General features: G+C 71.2%; 13 protein-coding genes and 2 pseudogenes. 4 read left to right on the forward strand and 11 right to left on the reverse strand.

Going from position 1 to position 16,468, the window contains the following annotated elements:
* Window positions 1-2 precede the first annotated feature (2 nt).
* The 5 genes from BEK98_RS39700 to BEK98_RS39720 form a co-directional block, all read right to left on the reverse strand.
* A complete protein-coding gene (locus BEK98_RS39700) occupies window positions 3-1,718 on the reverse strand; it encodes a caspase family protein (protein WP_094221640.1) in 1,716 nt (571 codons plus the stop codon).
* A gap of 2 nt (window positions 1,719-1,720) precedes the next feature.
* Window positions 1,721-2,110: a hypothetical protein gene (locus BEK98_RS39705; protein WP_094221641.1), complete on the reverse strand. Its 390-nt coding sequence runs from the start codon at window positions 2,108-2,110 to the stop codon at window positions 1,721-1,723.
* 144 nt (window positions 2,111-2,254) lie between these two features.
* On the reverse strand, window positions 2,255-2,908 hold the full coding sequence (locus BEK98_RS39710) for a zf-HC2 domain-containing protein (protein ID WP_094221642.1): 654 nt from the start codon (window positions 2,906-2,908) through the stop codon (window positions 2,255-2,257).
* 151 nt (window positions 2,909-3,059) lie between these two features.
* The gene (locus BEK98_RS39715; RefSeq protein WP_094221643.1) at window positions 3,060-3,575 is read right to left on the reverse strand and encodes a hypothetical protein; all 516 of its coding nucleotides are present in this window, start codon (window positions 3,573-3,575) and stop codon (window positions 3,060-3,062) included.
* A 151-nt stretch (window positions 3,576-3,726) separates the two neighbouring features.
* On the reverse strand, window positions 3,727-4,275 hold the full coding sequence (locus BEK98_RS39720) for a sigma-70 family RNA polymerase sigma factor (RefSeq protein ID WP_094221658.1): 549 nt from the start codon (window positions 4,273-4,275) through the stop codon (window positions 3,727-3,729).
* A gap of 244 nt (window positions 4,276-4,519) precedes the next feature.
* Between BEK98_RS39720 and BEK98_RS39725 the strand changes: the two genes are divergently transcribed.
* Window positions 4,520-5,671: a CapA family protein gene (locus BEK98_RS39725; protein WP_094221644.1), complete on the forward strand. Its 1,152-nt coding sequence runs from the start codon at window positions 4,520-4,522 to the stop codon at window positions 5,669-5,671.
* Here the strand turns inward: BEK98_RS39725 and BEK98_RS39730 are convergent, their stop codons facing one another.
* Both BEK98_RS39730 and BEK98_RS39735 read right to left on the reverse strand, forming a co-directional pair.
* The gene (locus BEK98_RS39730; protein ID WP_094221645.1) at window positions 5,672-7,096 is read right to left on the reverse strand and encodes an amino acid permease; all 1,425 of its coding nucleotides are present in this window, start codon (window positions 7,094-7,096) and stop codon (window positions 5,672-5,674) included.
* 191 nt (window positions 7,097-7,287) lie between these two features.
* Entirely contained in the window at window positions 7,288-7,758 is a 471-nt protein-coding gene (locus BEK98_RS39735; protein WP_094221646.1) for a universal stress protein, read from the reverse strand.
* 88 nt (window positions 7,759-7,846) lie between these two features.
* On the opposite strand from BEK98_RS39735, the gene lysX reads away from it, so the two are divergent.
* Window positions 7,847-11,125 (forward strand): bifunctional lysylphosphatidylglycerol synthetase/lysine--tRNA ligase LysX, encoded by a 3,279-nt coding sequence (gene lysX / locus BEK98_RS39740; RefSeq protein ID WP_094221647.1) that lies wholly within the window; start codon window positions 7,847-7,849, stop codon window positions 11,123-11,125.
* On the opposite strand, the gene BEK98_RS39745 is transcribed toward lysX, so the two are convergent.
* Window positions 11,070-12,500, reverse strand: coding sequence for an MFS transporter (locus tag BEK98_RS39745; RefSeq protein ID WP_167444364.1), 1,431 nt, complete (start codon window positions 12,498-12,500; stop codon window positions 11,070-11,072). The genes lysX and BEK98_RS39745 overlap by 56 nt on opposite strands.
* A gap of 223 nt (window positions 12,501-12,723) precedes the next feature.
* On the opposite strand from BEK98_RS39745, the gene BEK98_RS39750 reads away from it, so the two are divergent.
* Window positions 12,724-13,560 carry a polysaccharide deacetylase family protein gene (locus tag BEK98_RS39750; RefSeq protein ID WP_094221649.1) on the forward strand — a complete coding sequence of 279 codons (837 nt, stop codon included), beginning with the start codon at window positions 12,724-12,726 and terminating at the stop codon, window positions 13,558-13,560.
* A gap of 30 nt (window positions 13,561-13,590) precedes the next feature.
* On the opposite strand, the gene BEK98_RS39755 is transcribed toward BEK98_RS39750, so the two are convergent.
* Window positions 13,591-14,268, reverse strand: a complete 678-nt coding sequence (locus BEK98_RS39755; RefSeq protein ID WP_094221650.1) for a class F sortase — start codon at window positions 14,266-14,268, stop codon at window positions 13,591-13,593.
* A gap of 654 nt (window positions 14,269-14,922) precedes the next feature.
* Here BEK98_RS39755 and BEK98_RS50380 point away from each other — a divergent pair.
* Window positions 14,923-15,330: pseudogene (locus BEK98_RS50380) on the forward strand (hypothetical protein); the annotation flags it as partial.
* Window positions 15,331-15,430: 100 nt separating this feature from the next.
* On the opposite strand, the gene BEK98_RS39765 reads toward BEK98_RS50380, so the two are convergent.
* Window positions 15,431-16,195, reverse strand: coding sequence for a bestrophin-like domain (locus BEK98_RS39765; RefSeq protein ID WP_094221652.1), 765 nt, complete (start codon window positions 16,193-16,195; stop codon window positions 15,431-15,433).
* Window positions 16,196-16,226: 31 nt separating this feature from the next.
* Window positions 16,227-16,468: pseudogene (locus tag BEK98_RS49660) on the reverse strand (hypothetical protein); the annotation flags it as partial.

Raw genomic sequence — 16,468 nt, forward strand, 5'->3', positions numbered from 1 at the left:
GTTCACTTGTACTGGGTGACGATGTTGTAGGCGATGCTCATGAGCACGGTCAGGACGAAGACCGGTATCGCACAGCGCTTCGCCGCCGAGGTCATGGAACGCGTGGCACTCTTCGCCCCCGGGGTGTAGCGCTTGCGCCGCGCGCTGAGATCGCGCCGGGCGAACGCACCGAGGACGAGCGCCGTCGTCGCGGTGATCAGGGCGGTGATGAGGGCTGTGATCACTCCGTGGTGATGGGCGGACGTCGCGAAAGTCTCTTCCGGTCCCACCCTGAGGCCTTCCTCGGCATGCCACGTCCCCACGATTGCTACGACCGCGGTGATCACCGAGGTGACGGCGAGGGCCAGGGCTGCCGCCGCCAGTGCGGGGGCCAGCAGGAGTCTGGACTCGCGCCGGTGCGTGAGGCCCGGCTCTTTCCCCTCGCTGCCCGTGGGGCTCTTGTCGGGCGGCTTCTCGGGCGGTGGCGGCACCACCTCGGCCTCGACCTGAACCACAGCGTCGTCGGCGACCCCTTTCAGCGCGATGTCGCCGGTCAGACGCCCCTCGACGGACGTGTCGACACCGACGGTCAGGCCTTCGGCGGACTCCTCTACCTGCAGCCACTTGCACGTGGCGTGGGCCACGCAGTGGCGGGCCAGGGGCGTGCCGTGCAGGGACACGGACTGCCGCGGCGCGGCGGTGCCCCGGGGCACCCGGCCGAAGTCCAGGCGGGCCGGGGAGGGTTTGAGGCAGGCATCGCTCAAGGCGCGGCGCGCCTTGTCCGCCACCTGCTGGGTGTCGTCGCGGGCCACGGTCTCCAGAGCCTGGCGTGCCCCTTCCGCCATGGAGAGGTTCTGGCTCTCCATACGGGATCTCACCTCGTCGACGGCGCCGAGGCGAGTGAATTCGTTTCTGCTCCGAAGCGCCTCCTGCACACGACGCGGCAGGGGCTCGGCCTCGACCCGGATACGGCGGTGCCGGCTGTGCGCCAGCTGCATGCTGCCCTGCATCTGGGTGGTCTTGCTCGGGGTCTGATTCGGGTTCCGCTCCTTCACGCGGTCGAAGACATACTCGTACAGGTCGTCCAGCCAGACCTCGCCGCGTCCCTTGAGGTCGGCGTCACCGGTTTCCAGGCCCTCCACCACCGCGTGGGTGAACACGGACGGTTTCGCGGTGCTGCCCTCGGTGAGCTTGGCGTCCTCGAAGGCGTACTCCATGGAGTTCGACGCCGTGATGACGGCCCAGCCGCGCCCTCCGCTCGGCTTCTCGCCCGTGAAGGCGTCGAGGACGTGCATGTCCGGTGAGGCGCGCACGGAGGCCCCGCGGGAGAAGGCTCCTCCGTAGCAGCAGTCGAGGAACAGCGCGGTGCAGCCCGCCCGCGTACCGGACATGCACCCGTAGACGAACTGGGCTGGGACCGCTGTGGCGTTGAGCAGCCTGGGCTGGGTGTCGCGGGCCGCGAAGTACAGATCGCCGGACTCGTTCTTGATCCCGTGGCAGGAGAAGTGCAGCACCAGCTTGTCGTCACGGCGGCGGTCGGAGAAGAAGGCTTCGATGCTCGTCCGCATGTCCTGGGCTGACGCGTTCCTGACGACTTCCACATCGAAGTCGCCGATCTGCGGATCGCCCAGGACTTCGGAGAGGGCTTCGGCATCGTGCCCAGGCGCTCTCAGCGTCTTGAGGCCCTGATCCTCGTACGCGTCGTTGGCGATGATCAGCGCATGCCGGGACTCGCCCATGTCTAGGTCCCCACTGCGGAGTGCTTCTCGAGGAAGATCTTCACCGCCTCGGCCACCTGCTCGTCCGTCGCCGCCGAGATCTCCAGGGTGTCCCCGTCCAGCGTCAGTGTCAGCGACGGGCGGGTGCCCCCGAACCGGCCCAGCCAGTCGCGGAGCACATTCACCACTTGGCTCAGCCCGGTGAGGGATTTGCCCAGGCCCAGCAGGAGGGAGCCGACCAGGGCGACCTCCACGCCTCGTGCGCCGGGTGGCGTCTCTCCCGCGGGGACCGCACGGACATCGTCCACCACGCCGGCCGAGAGCAGTTCCTGGCGCAGATAGCCGGTCAGCTGCTCCACGCGCTCGACTTCCGCCCCCTCTTCGGACAGGCGGATCAGCACTTCGTTCTCCACCGGCTCAGCCCCTTCGTTCGAACTCCTAGGGGCGGCGCAGAGCGGACTGTCGGTGGCTCCACGTCCTCGTTTTCAGTCTCCGCCCATGCCCGTGAGGTGGCAAGTCCGTTGCCGCGCAACGTGATTGCCGCTTCAACGAGGCGTTCAGTCGGCGTCGACCGACACCAGCCGCCGGCCGTCCGCGGTGCGCACCTCGTAGCGGGCGATCTCGTCCGGATGCATGGTGGAGCCCGCCATGGTCGTGGTCGTCCCGGTGTCGTGGCCGGCCACGGTCCAGCCGCTGACGACCTGTTCCGAGCCGTCGCGGCCGATGACGACGAGCCGGCAGGAGTGCGGCCCGGAGGCGTCCTTCACCTCCAGCCGCATCCGGCTGCCGGAGTACCCGTCCTCGGTGGTGACCTGTGCCCACACCCCGGTGCCCGGGTCGGTCGCCGCGGTGACCTGCGCGTCGGGCTGATCGTGTCCGGCGTAGACCATGAGCCCCGGTCCGGCCACGGCCAGCACCACCGAGGCGGCCAGGCCGTACAGGAAGCGGCGGCGCCGTGCCCGGTGCCGGTGTGCCAGTTCGCCCGTCAGCCGGTCCAGCAGTCGGGGGCCGGGCTGGGCCATGGGGTGCACGAAGCGCGGCGTGGAGCGGCGGTACAGCATCAACTGCCGTGCCGTGGGACCGAATTCGGTCACCTGTGCCGCGCACTGAGGGCACTCCATGAGGTGGTCCTCGAAGCGGAAGGCCTCCGCCTCGTCCAGCACGCCGAGCGCGTACGCGCCGACGTCGCGATGCCTTTCCAGGGACCTCATGCCGAATCCTCGTGCCTATGGGTGTGGGTGGGGTTACTCCTTGCTCCCACCCGTACGCAGCGGACAACCGAATCACTCAAGCCGCACACCGAATCGTGACCAAGAGATTCGGAGCCGCCCGGCCCGCGGATTGGTGCGATTTCGAGAAGGCTCAGAAAAGGTGGATGGCCAGATGTCCGAGGGGCAGTCCGAGCCGCCAGGCCGGGGTCCACACCTTCGGCCCCTCGTCCTCGCCGAACACCGCGCCGCCGCCCGGCACCGCGTCCAGGTCGGGCGCGAGCAGCTCGGTCTCCTCCAGCCAGCGCCAGGCCTCGGCCGCCAGCGCCAGGTCCGGCGACGGTGTGCCGGCCCCGGCCTCCTCGCCGGCCAGCTCGGCCATCCGCGCGCGCACCCACTCCTGCCACGGCTGGTCGTACGCCGTCAGCGACAGCCAGGTCTCCAGCTGCGAGATCACCCGGATCCCGGACAGCTCGCCGTCGGTGTCGGAGAGGAAGACGGTCAGCGCCAGCGCGTCCCGGCCGGCCCGGAACTCGAAGGACGTCGGCGGCATCAGGTCGCCGGTGCGCAGCAGCTCGTCGGCGATGTACTCGGCGTACAACCAGGCCATGGGAACGGCCAGTTCACCGCCGCCGGTGCCGTCCGTGCTCTCGTGCCCTCTGTGCAGCATCCCTTCCTGCCTTCCTCCGGTGCGTGCGTGTCGCCCGAAACCCTGGACCCACTACGGGCAGCCCCCGTCCGGAACACGGATGAGGACAGCTGATTGCCCGAACGGGGGTCACAGCAAGGCGCTTTACAAAGGCTTTGCTCTGCCCTCGGTTTCAGCGCAGGTCGGTCGCGTAACCCGGAAGGACCCGGCGCAGGGCGCGCAGCGCGTAGTACGCGCGGGATTTCACGGTACCGGGTGGGATGCCCAGGGTCTGCGCCGCTTCCGCCACACTGGCCCCGCGGAAGTACACGAGTATCAGCACGTCACGGTGTTCCGGCGTGAGTGTCTTCACAGCCTCCCGGACATCGAGCATCTCGGCGGCCCGCTCGGCATGGTCGGCGGTCACCCGCGCGTTCTCGGGCACCTCGTCGCCGACCTCGGGCGGCCGCGCCTGCCGGGCCCGCCGCGCGTCGATCGCGAGCCGCCGGGCGACGGTCAGCAGCCAGGGCCGCACGGAGTCGAAGTCGTCGGCGTGCAGGGCCTCGGGGTGCTGCCAGGCACGCACCAGGGTCTCCTGCACGAGGTCCTCGGCGCGCTGCCGGTCCCCGTCGCTGAGCCTGAGCAGCAGTGCGAACAGGGGGCCGCCGTGCTCGCGCTGGAGCGCGGCCAGCTCGTGCTCGGCGGTCGTCGTCCGGTGGGTGAGTGAGGTTCCGGCCGTCATGGCCGTATGGCAGCGCAGGGCGCCGACGGGCGACAGGGGGCGCACCCGGCTCTGCGACAGACGGTCGATCGTGTCGGCGAACGGTAGGGCGAGCGGTGGTCCGGGAGCGCGCGGGTCGGCGCCGGATGGGCTAATTCGGGCGCCCGGACTGTTTGCGCGGGGGGTCTGATTCATACCCATATGCACGTAAAAACCTTGTCTGTAAATACGACGTCTGTAGATACGACGATCCCGGGGTGAGCTGATGATCGGACGCAGGAAGCAGGTGGCGCTGGCCCTGACCGGCCTCCTCGCCGCCGCTGCCGCCTGTCAGAACCAGGTGCGGCACGAGTCCGCGGGCACGGGCCGCCCGGCACCGTCCGCCGCCCGCGCCTTCACCCTCGTCGCCTCCGGCGACGTGCTGCCGCACAGCTCCGTCATCGAGCGGGCGGGCTACGACGCCGACGGCAACGGCTACGACTTCCGCCCGATGCTCTTCGGCGTCGAGCCCGTCGTCAGCCGTGCCGATCTGGCCCTGTGCCACATGGAGACCGTGTACGGCGCCGACGGCGACTACAGCGGCTACCCCGTCTTCAAGTCCCCGCCGCAGATCGCCCAGGGCCTCGCCGCGACCGGCTACGACGGCTGCTCCACCGCGTCCGACCACGCCCTGGACGACGGCGCGGCCGGCATCCGGCGCACCCTGGACGCCATGGACCGGGCCGGCCTCAGGCACGCCGGAACCGCCCGCACCCAGGACGAGGCCCGCTCGGTCACGATGCTCCAGGCGGGCGGGGCCCGGGTCGCGCACCTGTCGTACGCCTTCGGTACCAACGACATCCCGCTGCCGACCGGACAGCCCTGGGCCGTCGACCTGATCGACCGGGACCGGATGATCGCCGACGCCCGCGCCGCCCGGCAGGCGGGCGCCGACGTGGTCGTCGTCTCCGTGCACTGGGGCACCGAGTGGCAGGACGCCCCCGACCGGCTGCAGCTCACCCTCGCCCAGCAGCTGACCGCCTCGAAGACGAACGGCCGCCCGGACATCGACCTCATCCTCGGCACCCACGCCCATGTCCCGCAGGCCTACGAGAAGGTCAACGGCACCTGGGTGATCTACGGTCTGGGCGACCAGATCGCCGGCGAGATGTACAACGACAAGGGTGTGCAGGACTCGCGCGGCAACGACTCCACCCTCGGCCGCTTCACCTTCGCCCCGCCCGTCCGTCCCGGCGCCCGCTGGCAGGTCACCAAGGCCGAGTACATCCCGCAGATGTACGACCTCGACTCCGGTCGGGTCCGCGACCTCAACCAGGCGATCTCCGACGGCGCCGAGCTGGAGGGGGTGCGCGACCGGATCAGGGAGGTCGTCCTCAGCCGTGGGGCCGCCGACGACGGCCTCGTCATGGGGGAGTGATCACTCGGCGGACCGCGGCCGGGCCAGCGCGGAACGGCGGTAGGAGTAGCCGAAGTAGACCACGCAGCCGATCACGAACCACACCACGAACCGCACCCAGGTCTGCCACTGCAGGAACGTGATCAGCCAGATCGAGAAGACGACACCCAGCGCGGGCACGAACGGCATCCACGGGGTCCGGAAGGTGCGCGGCAGCTCCGGCTGCCGGTAGCGCAGCACGATCACCGCCGCGCACACCACCACGAACGCCAGCAGGATGCCGATGTTGGTCAGCTCGGCCGCCTCGCCGATCGGCAGGAACCCGGCGATGACGGCCGAGGCCGCCCCGACGATCCAGGTCACCCGGGTCGGCACGTGCCGCGTCGGGTGCGTCTTGGCGAACCAGATCGGCAGCAGCCCGTCCCGGCTCATGCTGAACCACACCCGGGTCACGCCCAGCATGAAGGTGAACATCACCGTGAGGATGCCGATGATCGCGCCCACCGCGATCACGTCCGCGAGCTTGTTCAGCCCCACCGACTTGAACGCCGACGAGAAGCCGCTCTCCGGGTCGATCTCCGTGTAGTGCTGCATGCCGGTCAGCACCAGGCAGGCCGCCACGTACAGCACCATCGAGATCGCCAAGGAGTAGATGATCGCCTTCGGCATGTGCCGCTGCGCGTCCTTCGACTCCTCGGCCGCGGTCGACATGGCGTCGTAGCCGAACACCGCGAAGAACACGGTCGCGGCACCGGTGAACGCCCCGCTGAGGCCGAACGGGAAGAACGGGTGGTAGTTCGCGCTGTTGATGTGGAACACGCCCACCCCGATCACCAGGAGCACCACCAGCACCTTCAGTGCGACCACGAACGTCTCGAAGCGGGCCGCGGTGCGGATGCCCATGGTGAGCAGCCAGGCGATCAGCAGACACAGCGCGGCCGCGAACAGGTCGACCCGGTGCCCGTGTCCGGTGCCGGGCGCGCCCAGCATCCAGGCGGGCAGGTTCGCGCCCATCTCCTCGACCAGGAAGCCGAAGTATCCGGAGATGCCGATGGCGACGACGGCCACGATCGCCGTGTACTCCAGCAGCAGGTCCCAGCCGATGAACCAGCCCGCGAACTCGCCGAGCACCGCGTAGCCGTACGTGTACGCCGACCCCGCCTTCGGGATCAGCCCCGCGAACTCGGCGTACGACAGCGCCGCGCAGGCGCTCGCCAGACCGGCGATGAGGAACGACACCAGCACCGCGGGCCCGGCCGTCTCGTGGGCCACCGTGCCGGCCAGCGTGAAGATGCCCGCGCCGATGATGCCGCCGATGCCGATGGCGGTGAGCTGCCACAGGCCGAGCGACTTGTCAAGCCGGGGGCCCTCGCCGACTTCGGTGTCCTCGATGTGCTCGATGGGTTTGCGGCGGAGAATTCCTTCACCCATACGGAGCTTGGCCATACGCCTCACCTCTTCGCCGACGGCAAACGGCTGACGGCGGATCATGATGGCTCAGCCCGCTCTCGTACGGAAGACGCCACGCACGGGGGCGGCGGGCTCCGGGGTGTCTTCCGGATCAGCCCGGTCTTCGCCGCCGAGCGCCTCGAACGGACCCCGGCCGGCCGGGTGGCCCGTACCCTCGCCGCCCCGCGCTACGGAACGACCGTCACCGGCCAGCGCCCCGCCTTCACCAGCCGTACCGCCACCGAGCCGATGATCCGGTGCCCGGCCTGCTCGGAGGCGCCCACGACCACCGCGTCCGCCTTCAGCTCGTCCGCCGCCTTCACCAGGCCGTTGTAGGCGTCGCCGCGGAAGGTGCGGAACTCCCAGCGCAGGTCGAACACCCCCTTGACCCGCTCCGTCGCCTCCCGGATCTGCGCGATCAGGTCCTCGGCGATCGCGTCGGTCGTCTCCGCCACCGGCGCCCCGAGCGCCGCCCCGGCCGCGAGCACCGGCTGCACGTACACGGCGACCAGCAGCGCATTCTGGCGCCGGGCCAGACCACCCGCGTAGGCGGCGGCCCGCATCGAGGAGTCGGAGCCGTCCAGTCCGACCACGATGACCTTGGGGCCGTCCGTGCCCCGCTCGAACTGGTGCGCGTGCTCTTCGTGCTGCTCCGTCACATCCCGAGGTTATCGGAACCGGCGCTTCCTGCGACGTCCGGGCCCGCTCGACGGGCGAGCAGCCCGGGCCCTTCCTAGAGTCGGAACCATGACAGCCACCGCCGGGCCGGCCGCTCGGAGGGATGCCACAGGCCCGGTACGCCCGCCCGCCGCCGGACGCCTCGGCTGGGTGCCCGAGGCCTTCGCGGCCTTCTTCGCCGCGCTCGGCCTGCTGTGCGCCCTGATCGCGGTCTTCGCTCCGCTGCGCCTCCTGCTGCGCCCGGTCGTGCACACCCTCGACCTGCTCCTGGTCCCCATCAGCGCCAACCTCGCCTACGCGGTCTTCCTGTTCCTGCTGGCCGCCGCCACCGGCGCCCGCAAGAAGGTCGCCTGGTGGCTGGTCGTCGTCTATCTGGGCCTGGTCGTCGTCAGCGACATCCTCGGCGTGGCCCTCGGCCAGTACACCGAGTCGGTGCCGTCCCTCGTGCTGTGCGGCCTGCTGCTGCTCCTGCTGGTGACGGCCCGCAAGGAGTTCTACGCCGCCTCCCGCCGCGGTGCCGTGTGGCGGGCCCTCGGCGTGCTGCTGGCCGGGCTCGCCGTGGCGATCCTGGCCGGCTGGGGGCTGGTCTCGCTGTTCCCGGGCACCCTCCCGGAGGGCCAGCACCTGGCCTGGGCGGCCGACCGGGTGTGCTTCGGGCTGGCGTCCAACAGCGTCTTCGCCGGCCGCCCGCCCCGCAAGGTCACCTTCCTGCTCGGCCTGTTCGGCGCGCTCGCCCTGCTGAACGCGGCCGCCGCGCTGTTCCGCTCACAGCGCCTGGAAGCGGCCCTGCACGACGACGAGGAGGCCCGCATCCGCGCCCTGCTCAGGGCCTACGGCGACCGGGACTCGCTCGGCTACTTCGCCACCCGCCGCGACAAGGCCGTCGTCTTCTCCTCCAGCGGCAAGGCCGCCGTCACCTACCGCGTCGAGGCCGGCGTGTGCCTCGCCAGCGGCGACCCCGTCGGCGACCCGGAGGCCTGGCCGCACGCCATCGAGGCCTGGCTGAAGGTGGCCCGCCGATACGCCTGGGCGCCCGCGGTGATGGGTGCCTCCGAGGACGGCGCCCGCGCCTACGCCCGCGCCGGACTCGGCGCCCTCCAGCTCGGCGACGAGGCCATCCTGCACATGCCCGGATTCGACCTGGACGGCCGGGACATGCGCGTCACCCGCCAGGCCGTGCACCGTGTCCGCCGCACCGGCGCCACCTGCCGCATCCGCCGCCACGCCTCCCTCACCGACCACGAGATGGAGGAGATCGTCGACAAGGCCGACGCCTGGCGGGACACCGAGACCGAACGCGGCTTCTCCATGGCCCTGGACCGGCTGGGCGACCCCGCCGACGGCGACTGCCTCCTCGTGGAGGCCCTCAGCGACGACGGCCGGCTCCTCGCGCTGCTCTCCCTCGTGCCCTGGGGCCGCGACGGCGTCTCCCTGGACCTGATGCGCCGTGACCGCACCGCCCCCAACGGGGTCATGGAGTTCATGGTCGCCGAACTGTGCGGGGCCGCCCCGAAACTGGGCGTGCGCAGGATCTCGCTGAACTTCGCCGTCTTCCGGTCCGTCTTCGAGGAGGGCGCCCGCATCGGCGCCGGACCCGTCCTCCGGCTCTGGCGCCGGCTGCTGCTCTTCTTCTCCCGCTGGTGGCAGCTGGAGGCCCTCTACCGCTCCAACGCCAAGTACCAGCCGGAGTGGTACCCGCGCTTCATCTGCTACGGCGAGACCGCCTCCCTCGCCCGGATCGGCCTCGCCTCCGGCATCGCCGAGGGATTCGTCTCCGTACCGTCCCTGCGCAAGCTCTGGGGCAAGGGGCACCCGAGGACGGGGCAGCAGCCCGCCACCACCGAGGGCCTGCCGCCGCTGACGGCGCTCGGTCTCGAAGGAGGGGGCGAGTCCGGGTCCGCCGCCCCGGACGCGGGCCTGCCCGACCAGGTCCGCGTCCGGCACCGCACCCTCGACCGCCTGCGCGCCACCGGCACCGACCCGTACCCGGTCGGGGTGCCCGCCCCCACCCACGCCCTCGCCGACGTCCCGCAGGGCCAGGACGTCACCGTGGCCGGCCGCGTCATGCTGGTCCGCGACTTCGGCGGCATCGTCTTCGTGATGCTGCGCGACTGGTCCGGGGACCACCAGCTCGCCCTCACCCGCGACCGTTCCGGAGCCGCCCTCGACCGCTTCCGCGCCGACACCGACATCGGCGACCACATCACCGCCACCGGCCGCGCGGGCCGCAGCGACAAGGGCGAGCCCACCGTCTTCGTCGCCTCCTGGCAGCTGACCGGAAAGTGCCTGCACCCGCTGCCCGACAAACGCCGCGGGCTCGCCGACCCGGAGACCAAGGTCCGCCGCCGCTACCTCGACCTGGTCACCAGCCCTGACGCCCGCCGGGTGATCCGCGCCCGCTCCACCGCCGTACAGGCCGTGCGCCAGGGCCTGCTGGACCGCGGTTTCGTGGAGGTCGAGACCCCGATGCTGCAGCAGATCCACGGCGGCGCCCACGCCCGGCCCTTCACCACCCACATCAACGCCTACGACCTCGACCTGTACCTGCGCATCGCCCCCGAGCTGTATCTGAAGCGGCTGTGCGTCGGCGGCCTGGAGAAGGTCTTCGAGCTGGGCCGCACCTTCCGCAACGAGGGCGTCTCCTACAAGCACAACCCCGAGTTCACGATGCTGGAGGCCTACCAGGCGCACGCCGACTACGACGTGATGCTCGACCTGACCCGCGAGCTGATCCAGGGCGCCGCCACCGCCGCCTTCGGTTCCCCGGTCGCCCGCAAGGACGGCCGGGAGTACGACATCTCGGGACCGTGGCCGGTGAAGACCGTGCACGGGGCGCTCTCCGAGGTGCTGGACGAGGAGATCGGCCCCGGCACCGAACTGCTCCGGCTGCACCGGCTGTGCGACCGGGCCGGGGTGCCGTACACCGCCGACGACGGCCCCGGTGACGTGGTCCTGGAGATGTACGAGCGGCTGGTCGAGGAACGGACCCAGCTGCCCACCTTCTACAAGGACTTCCCGACCGAGGTCTCCCCGCTCACCCGGCAGCACCGCACCGACCCGCGGCTCGCCGAACGCTGGGACCTCGTCGCCTTCGGCACCGAACTCGGCACCGCCTACTCCGAGCTGACCGACCCCGTCGAACAGCGGCGCCGGCTCACCGCGCAGTCCCTGCTGGCCGCCGGCGGCGACCCCGAGGCCATGGAACTGGACGAGGACTTCCTCGAAGCCCTCGAGTACGCGATGCCGCCGACCGGCGGACTCGGCATCGGCGTCGACCGGCTCGTCATGTTCCTCACGGGCCTGACGATCCGGGAGACCCTGCCGTTCCCGCTGGTGCGCCGTCGCTAGCACCCGGATCCGGGGCGGTGGCCCGCAGGCTCCGCCGGGGCAGGGTCAGCAGCGCGACCGCCGCGGCGGCCAGGCACAGGGCCGCGCCGAGTTCGAAGCAGTCGCGGAAAGCGCGGGTGAAGACGGCCTCGTAGGCCTTGCGACCGCTGAGTGACGCGGACGGTCCATGCTCGGCGACCGTCATGACCCCGACGAACAGGGACGCGCCGAGGCCGGCGCCCAGCTGCCGGGAGGAGTTCAGTCCCCGGGGCAGCGCACCGCTCCCGGACCGCGCGAAGCTCACCGGCAGGGCGAGCACCCCGCAGCCGTAGGCGATCAGCAGCAGCGGCAGCAGTACGTCGGCGAAGTGGTAGGCGCCGTCCCTCAGGCTCAGCAGGACGAACCCGGCCGCCGCCGCACCGCAGGCCACGGCCACCGTGGCGGCGAGACCCGCGCGGGCCGCCAGCGCGGGCAGGGTCGAACAGCCCAGCACCAGCCCGGCGACGGCGGGCAACAGGGCCCAGCCCACCGACTCGGGGGAGAGACCGCCCAGGAGCTGAAGGGCCATCGTGAGGACCAGCGCGGCACCGGCCAGACAGGCCGCCAGCAGCGCCACCACGGTGTACGCGCCGAACGCGGCCCGCTCCCGGTACAGCCGGGTGAACAGGGACGGCTCCGACCCGCGCCGGCCGAGCCAGCTCAGCGAGGACGGTGTCAGCGCACCGGCCACCGCGACGGCGATGACCGTGGTCGGGGACACGCTGTGGTCCCCGAGCCAGCCGGCGAACCAGGCGAGGAAGCCCAGCGGGACGACGGCAGCCGCCGCGTGACCCACCCGGGACCGGGCCTCGGGGCTGGGGGCGGACTCGGTGAGCGCCACCGGGACCAACAGCAGGAGCAGTACGCCGACGACGGCCTGGACCCAGAAGATGGCCGCACCCGACTCCACGGTGTCCAGCAGCACCGTTGACGGCAGCAGCACCGCGGGTCCGGCAGCCGCGACGACCGCGAAGTGCACGCTCAGCGCCCGGTCACGGCCACGGCCCTCGGGATGCGTGGACTCGATCAGCGCCACCGCACCGGCCGTGATCGCCGCCGCGGCGACACCCTGCACCGCCCGCGAGGTCAGCAGCACATCGGCGTCCTGCGACACCGCGGACGCCATACCGGCGAGGCTGGACAGCACGAGACCGCCCATCAGCACCCGCCGCTGCCCGAACGCCTCGCCGAGCGCCACCGCGAGCACCGGCAGCGCGGCGAAACACACGCTGTACGTGGTGAGCAGCCACGTCAGCCCCTCGATGGACAGCCGCGCCCGGTACTGGATCCACGGCAGCGCCACCGCGAAGGCCGTCGTGTCGAAGACGACCAGTACCTGGGCGACGGCCAGCAGCACCACCGCCGACCGTCTGCGCAGTACCCCACTTGTTCCCCCGTGCGCGACCAACCCCGCTCGACCCCCATCTGCAACACCGGTCACTTCCCTGTGGACTGACCGATTATCAGAAACCCGGACGGCGGATCACAAGGGCCTTCGTGCTGCGCCGACCGAGTGCATTCCCGCCGCCGCACCGGTGTCGCTGTGGTGCGCCAGAGCCTGGCGGGGCGAGTGATGAGTCATGCAGAAGGATCAGTTGTTCACACGGCGTCGGATGCTTCTCGCCTCGGTCTTCGCTCTCGGAGCCGCGGGCACCGCCGGAATCGTCATGGCGGACGGCGACGAGGACGCGGCCCGCATCGCCGCACCCGTCGCCGGCGCACCCGCACTCCAGGCGCTCAAGCCGTCCGCCTACCGCCTCCAGCCGCTCACCGGATACGGCCCGCCGCGCGCCGAGCCACGCAAGCTCAAGGTGCGCCAGGAGCCCATCCTGCAGATCTCCGGACGCGGCCGGCACATGATGCTGACCTTCGACGACGGACCCGACCCCCGCTACACCCCGCACATCCTCGACACCCTCGCCGAGTACGGCGTACGGGCGATGTTCTTCGTGTGCGGGGAGATGGCCGTCGCCAACAAGGAACTGCTGGCCCGGATGGCCGACGAGGGGCACGTCGTCGGCAACCACACCTATACGCACCCCCTGCTGACCACCCTCAACCGCCGGGAGATCCGCTCCGAGATGGAGCGGACCAGCGACGTCATCGAGGACGCCTACGGGGAGCGCCCCCAGTGGTTCCGCGCACCCTACGGCGCCTGGAACCGCGCGGCCTTCCAACTCGGCGCCGACATGGGCATGGAGCCGATGGCCTGGACCGTCGACACCACCGACTGGGAGACACCCGGCACCGGCACCATCGTCGACCGGGTCGAGAGCGGCGCCGCCCCCGGTGTCGTGGTGCTCTCCCACGACGCCGGGGGCGACCGGTCGCAGAGCGTCCACGCGATCCGCGAGTATCTGCCCCATCTGCTCGACTCCGGCTATCACCTCACCGTGCCGCGCCGCCGTCCGTCCTGACCGGGCCCTCGCCCGCCCGGTGACGGTGGCTCACTCGACCGCGGCCAGGCGGGCGAAGACGACGACGTTCCCGTCGTAGCCGTGCTGCTTCGAGAAGCCTCCGCCGCAGGTGATCACCCGTAGTTCCGCCGTGCCCTTGGAGCCGTACACCCGGTCGCTCGGGAAGTCGTTCTTCGCGAAGACCTCGACTCCGTAGACCTGGAACACCGCGGTCCTCCCGTCCTTGCGCTGGATGTCGACGCGACTTCCCTTCTCCAGGGCCCCGAGTCCGTAGAACACGGCGGGGCCCTGCTTGTTGTCGACGTGCCCGACGATGATCGCGGTGCCCTTCTCCCCGGGCGAGACCGCACCGGTGAACCAGCCCGCCAGGTTGGGGTTCTCCGGCGGCGGGGCGCCGACCCAGCCCTGGGCGTCCAGGCCGACGGCCATGACGGGCGCGTCGACGTGGATCGAGGGGATCCGGATCCGGTCGGCCGCGCCGAACGGCAGGGCGGCGGGGCCGCTCGCGAACGGGCTCGGGGTGGCACCGCCGTCCGCCGTCGCCGCCGCTGCCGAAGCGGGCTGCGGCGGCCCGACGTCGAACTCTCCCGAACCGTTCCGAATGAGCGCCAGGCCGGTCAGCAGAACGAGCGCCACCACGCCCCAAGGGGCGCGCTTCCTCCGCCGCTCCTCCTCTTCGGCCAGCTCGGCCAGCTCGGACGCAGACATTCGCATGGGAAAACGCTAAGTCCCGCGCGAGCGGCGGGCGACGGTGCGACGGGCGAACGGGTGGTCCGTCACCCTGTTGGAGCGCCATACGAGTTGCAGCCGAAAGGATTCTTCTGACGGTCTGTGACCTGCGGCAATATCCGATTGTGTGGTTTTCCCGTGGTGTGTCCGATCACCAGGACGGACCATTCTCGACATGCGGGCGTGTTCCGGGCGTCGGAGGGTTCTGTCGGGAGGTGCCTTCTCGCCGATAGTCCGGGTACGGGACCCGGAGTGCCTCCCGCGGAGGTTCACATGCGAAACCAACGTGCCCTGGCGGCCGCCTGCGCAGCGGTCGCCGTGCTGGGCCCGGCCGCCCCCGTGGCCGTAGCGGACGGTATGGGCAGCGGAGGCGGCTCGGACACCGTCATCACCATCCCGGGCAACGGCAACATCGGAAACGGGTTGGGCAACGGCCTCGGGAACGGGTTCGGAAACGGTAACGGCAACTTCTGCCAGGGGAACAACAACGGGCGGAACGACAACAACGGGCGGAACGACAACAACGGCCGGTGCGACAACTTCGGCCGGGGCAACAACAACGAACGAGGCAACAACGGACGGGGTGACAACAACGGTCGCGGTGACGACTTCGGCCATGGGGACGACTTCGGGGGCCGGCGCGACGGCAACCCCCGAAACATCCTCGCCTCGCCCACGGTGATCGCCGCCGGCGGCCGGCTCGCCATCACCGTGGACGGCTGCCGCGGTGGTACGGCGTCCTCGCGCGCCTTCCGCACCACCCAGCTGACGCAGATCCGCGAGGACACCTCGCGCGCCATCGCCATCATCGACAGCGACGCTCGTCCCGGCCGCTACGACATCACCGTCAACTGCAACGGCCGCACCCTGACCCGCCCCAACGCCTTCACCGTGCTCGGCGCCGTCCAGGGCGGACTCGGCGGCAGCGTCACCAGCGGGGCCACGCCGACCGACATGGCGATCGGCGGCGGACTGGTGGCCTCGGCGGTCATCGGAGGCGGTGCGTTCTGGCTGCGCCGCCGCGACGAGAAGCGGATCTGACCGGCCCCGGATCCCGCCCGCCGGAGCGCGGCGCACCCTCGCACGCGGACAGGCCTTCGCCCCGATTCCCCTGGGAACCGGGGCGAAGGCCTGTCCGCGATCAACCCTTGACGTGCGGGAACAGGTTCAGGAACGGGTCGGCGCTCGCCGCGATCCCTCTGCTGTAGGGGGCGTCGAAGTCCCAGATGAGGAACAGCATGAAGGCGATGGTCGCGGAGAAGAACCCGGCCAGGATCAACTCGCGCCGGGTGCGCCGGATCTGCAGCGCGAAGACCATGCAGACGGTGATGACCGCCCCGGCGAGCAGCCCGAACCACACCACGCCCGGCATCGTCGCCCCGGTCGAGTCGGCGCGCGCGTTGCGCGCCTGGTCGGCGGCGGCCATCTGGTCCAGCAGCGGCTGGTAGGCCTGCGCCTCGAAATCGTTCTTCGGCTGATAGTCCGTCACGTCGTGGCGGAGCGTGGCCAGCAGCTCGGTGCCACGCCCGGTGACGTGCCCGTGCTCGGTCATCGCCTTCCACTCGGTGGTCACCACGTACTGGACGTAGGTGTCGGCGTCGCCCCGGATGCGGTCACGGACATCCGGCGGATACACCCGCACCCGCTCGGAGATCTCGTGCAGCGCCTGGGCCTCGGCCTGCACATGGTCCTGGGCGGCGCTGCGCGCCTCCCACACGCCCGCGATGGCCAGGCCCAGGACGATGGCGTACACGACGCCGATCCACATCGTCATGTACTCGATGACGTCGGGGGTCTCGCTGGGGTCCTCGTCGTCCGGAGCCCTCTTGTGCCGTACGAGGGTGATGACGACCACCACGGCACAGGCCCCCAGCATCGCGAGGACGAGAACAAGCCAATCCGACAACAGGTGCCTCCAGAAGTGAGGGGCCGGCCCGTCAGCGCGGGCGCAGCGCCGCGACGGCGACGATCGCGGGAACGGTGATCAGCAGGACGTAGGTGACCGGTGTGGTGGCGTCGGGCGCCGGGTGACGGGTGGCCCTGGGGTGGTACGCCGGGTAGCTCACCGGGGTCACGGAGGGGTGCGGTCGGGCCCTGGGTGCCGGGGTGGGCCTCGGCTTCGGGTCGGGCCGGGGGGTCGGCGTCGGGGTGGGCCGGGGCGCGGGTGGCGCCGGGGCGG

This window comes from Streptomyces diastatochromogenes (genome assembly GCF_002242805.1).
In the GTDB taxonomy this organism is placed as follows: domain Bacteria; phylum Actinomycetota; class Actinomycetes; order Streptomycetales; family Streptomycetaceae; genus Streptomyces; species Streptomyces diastatochromogenes.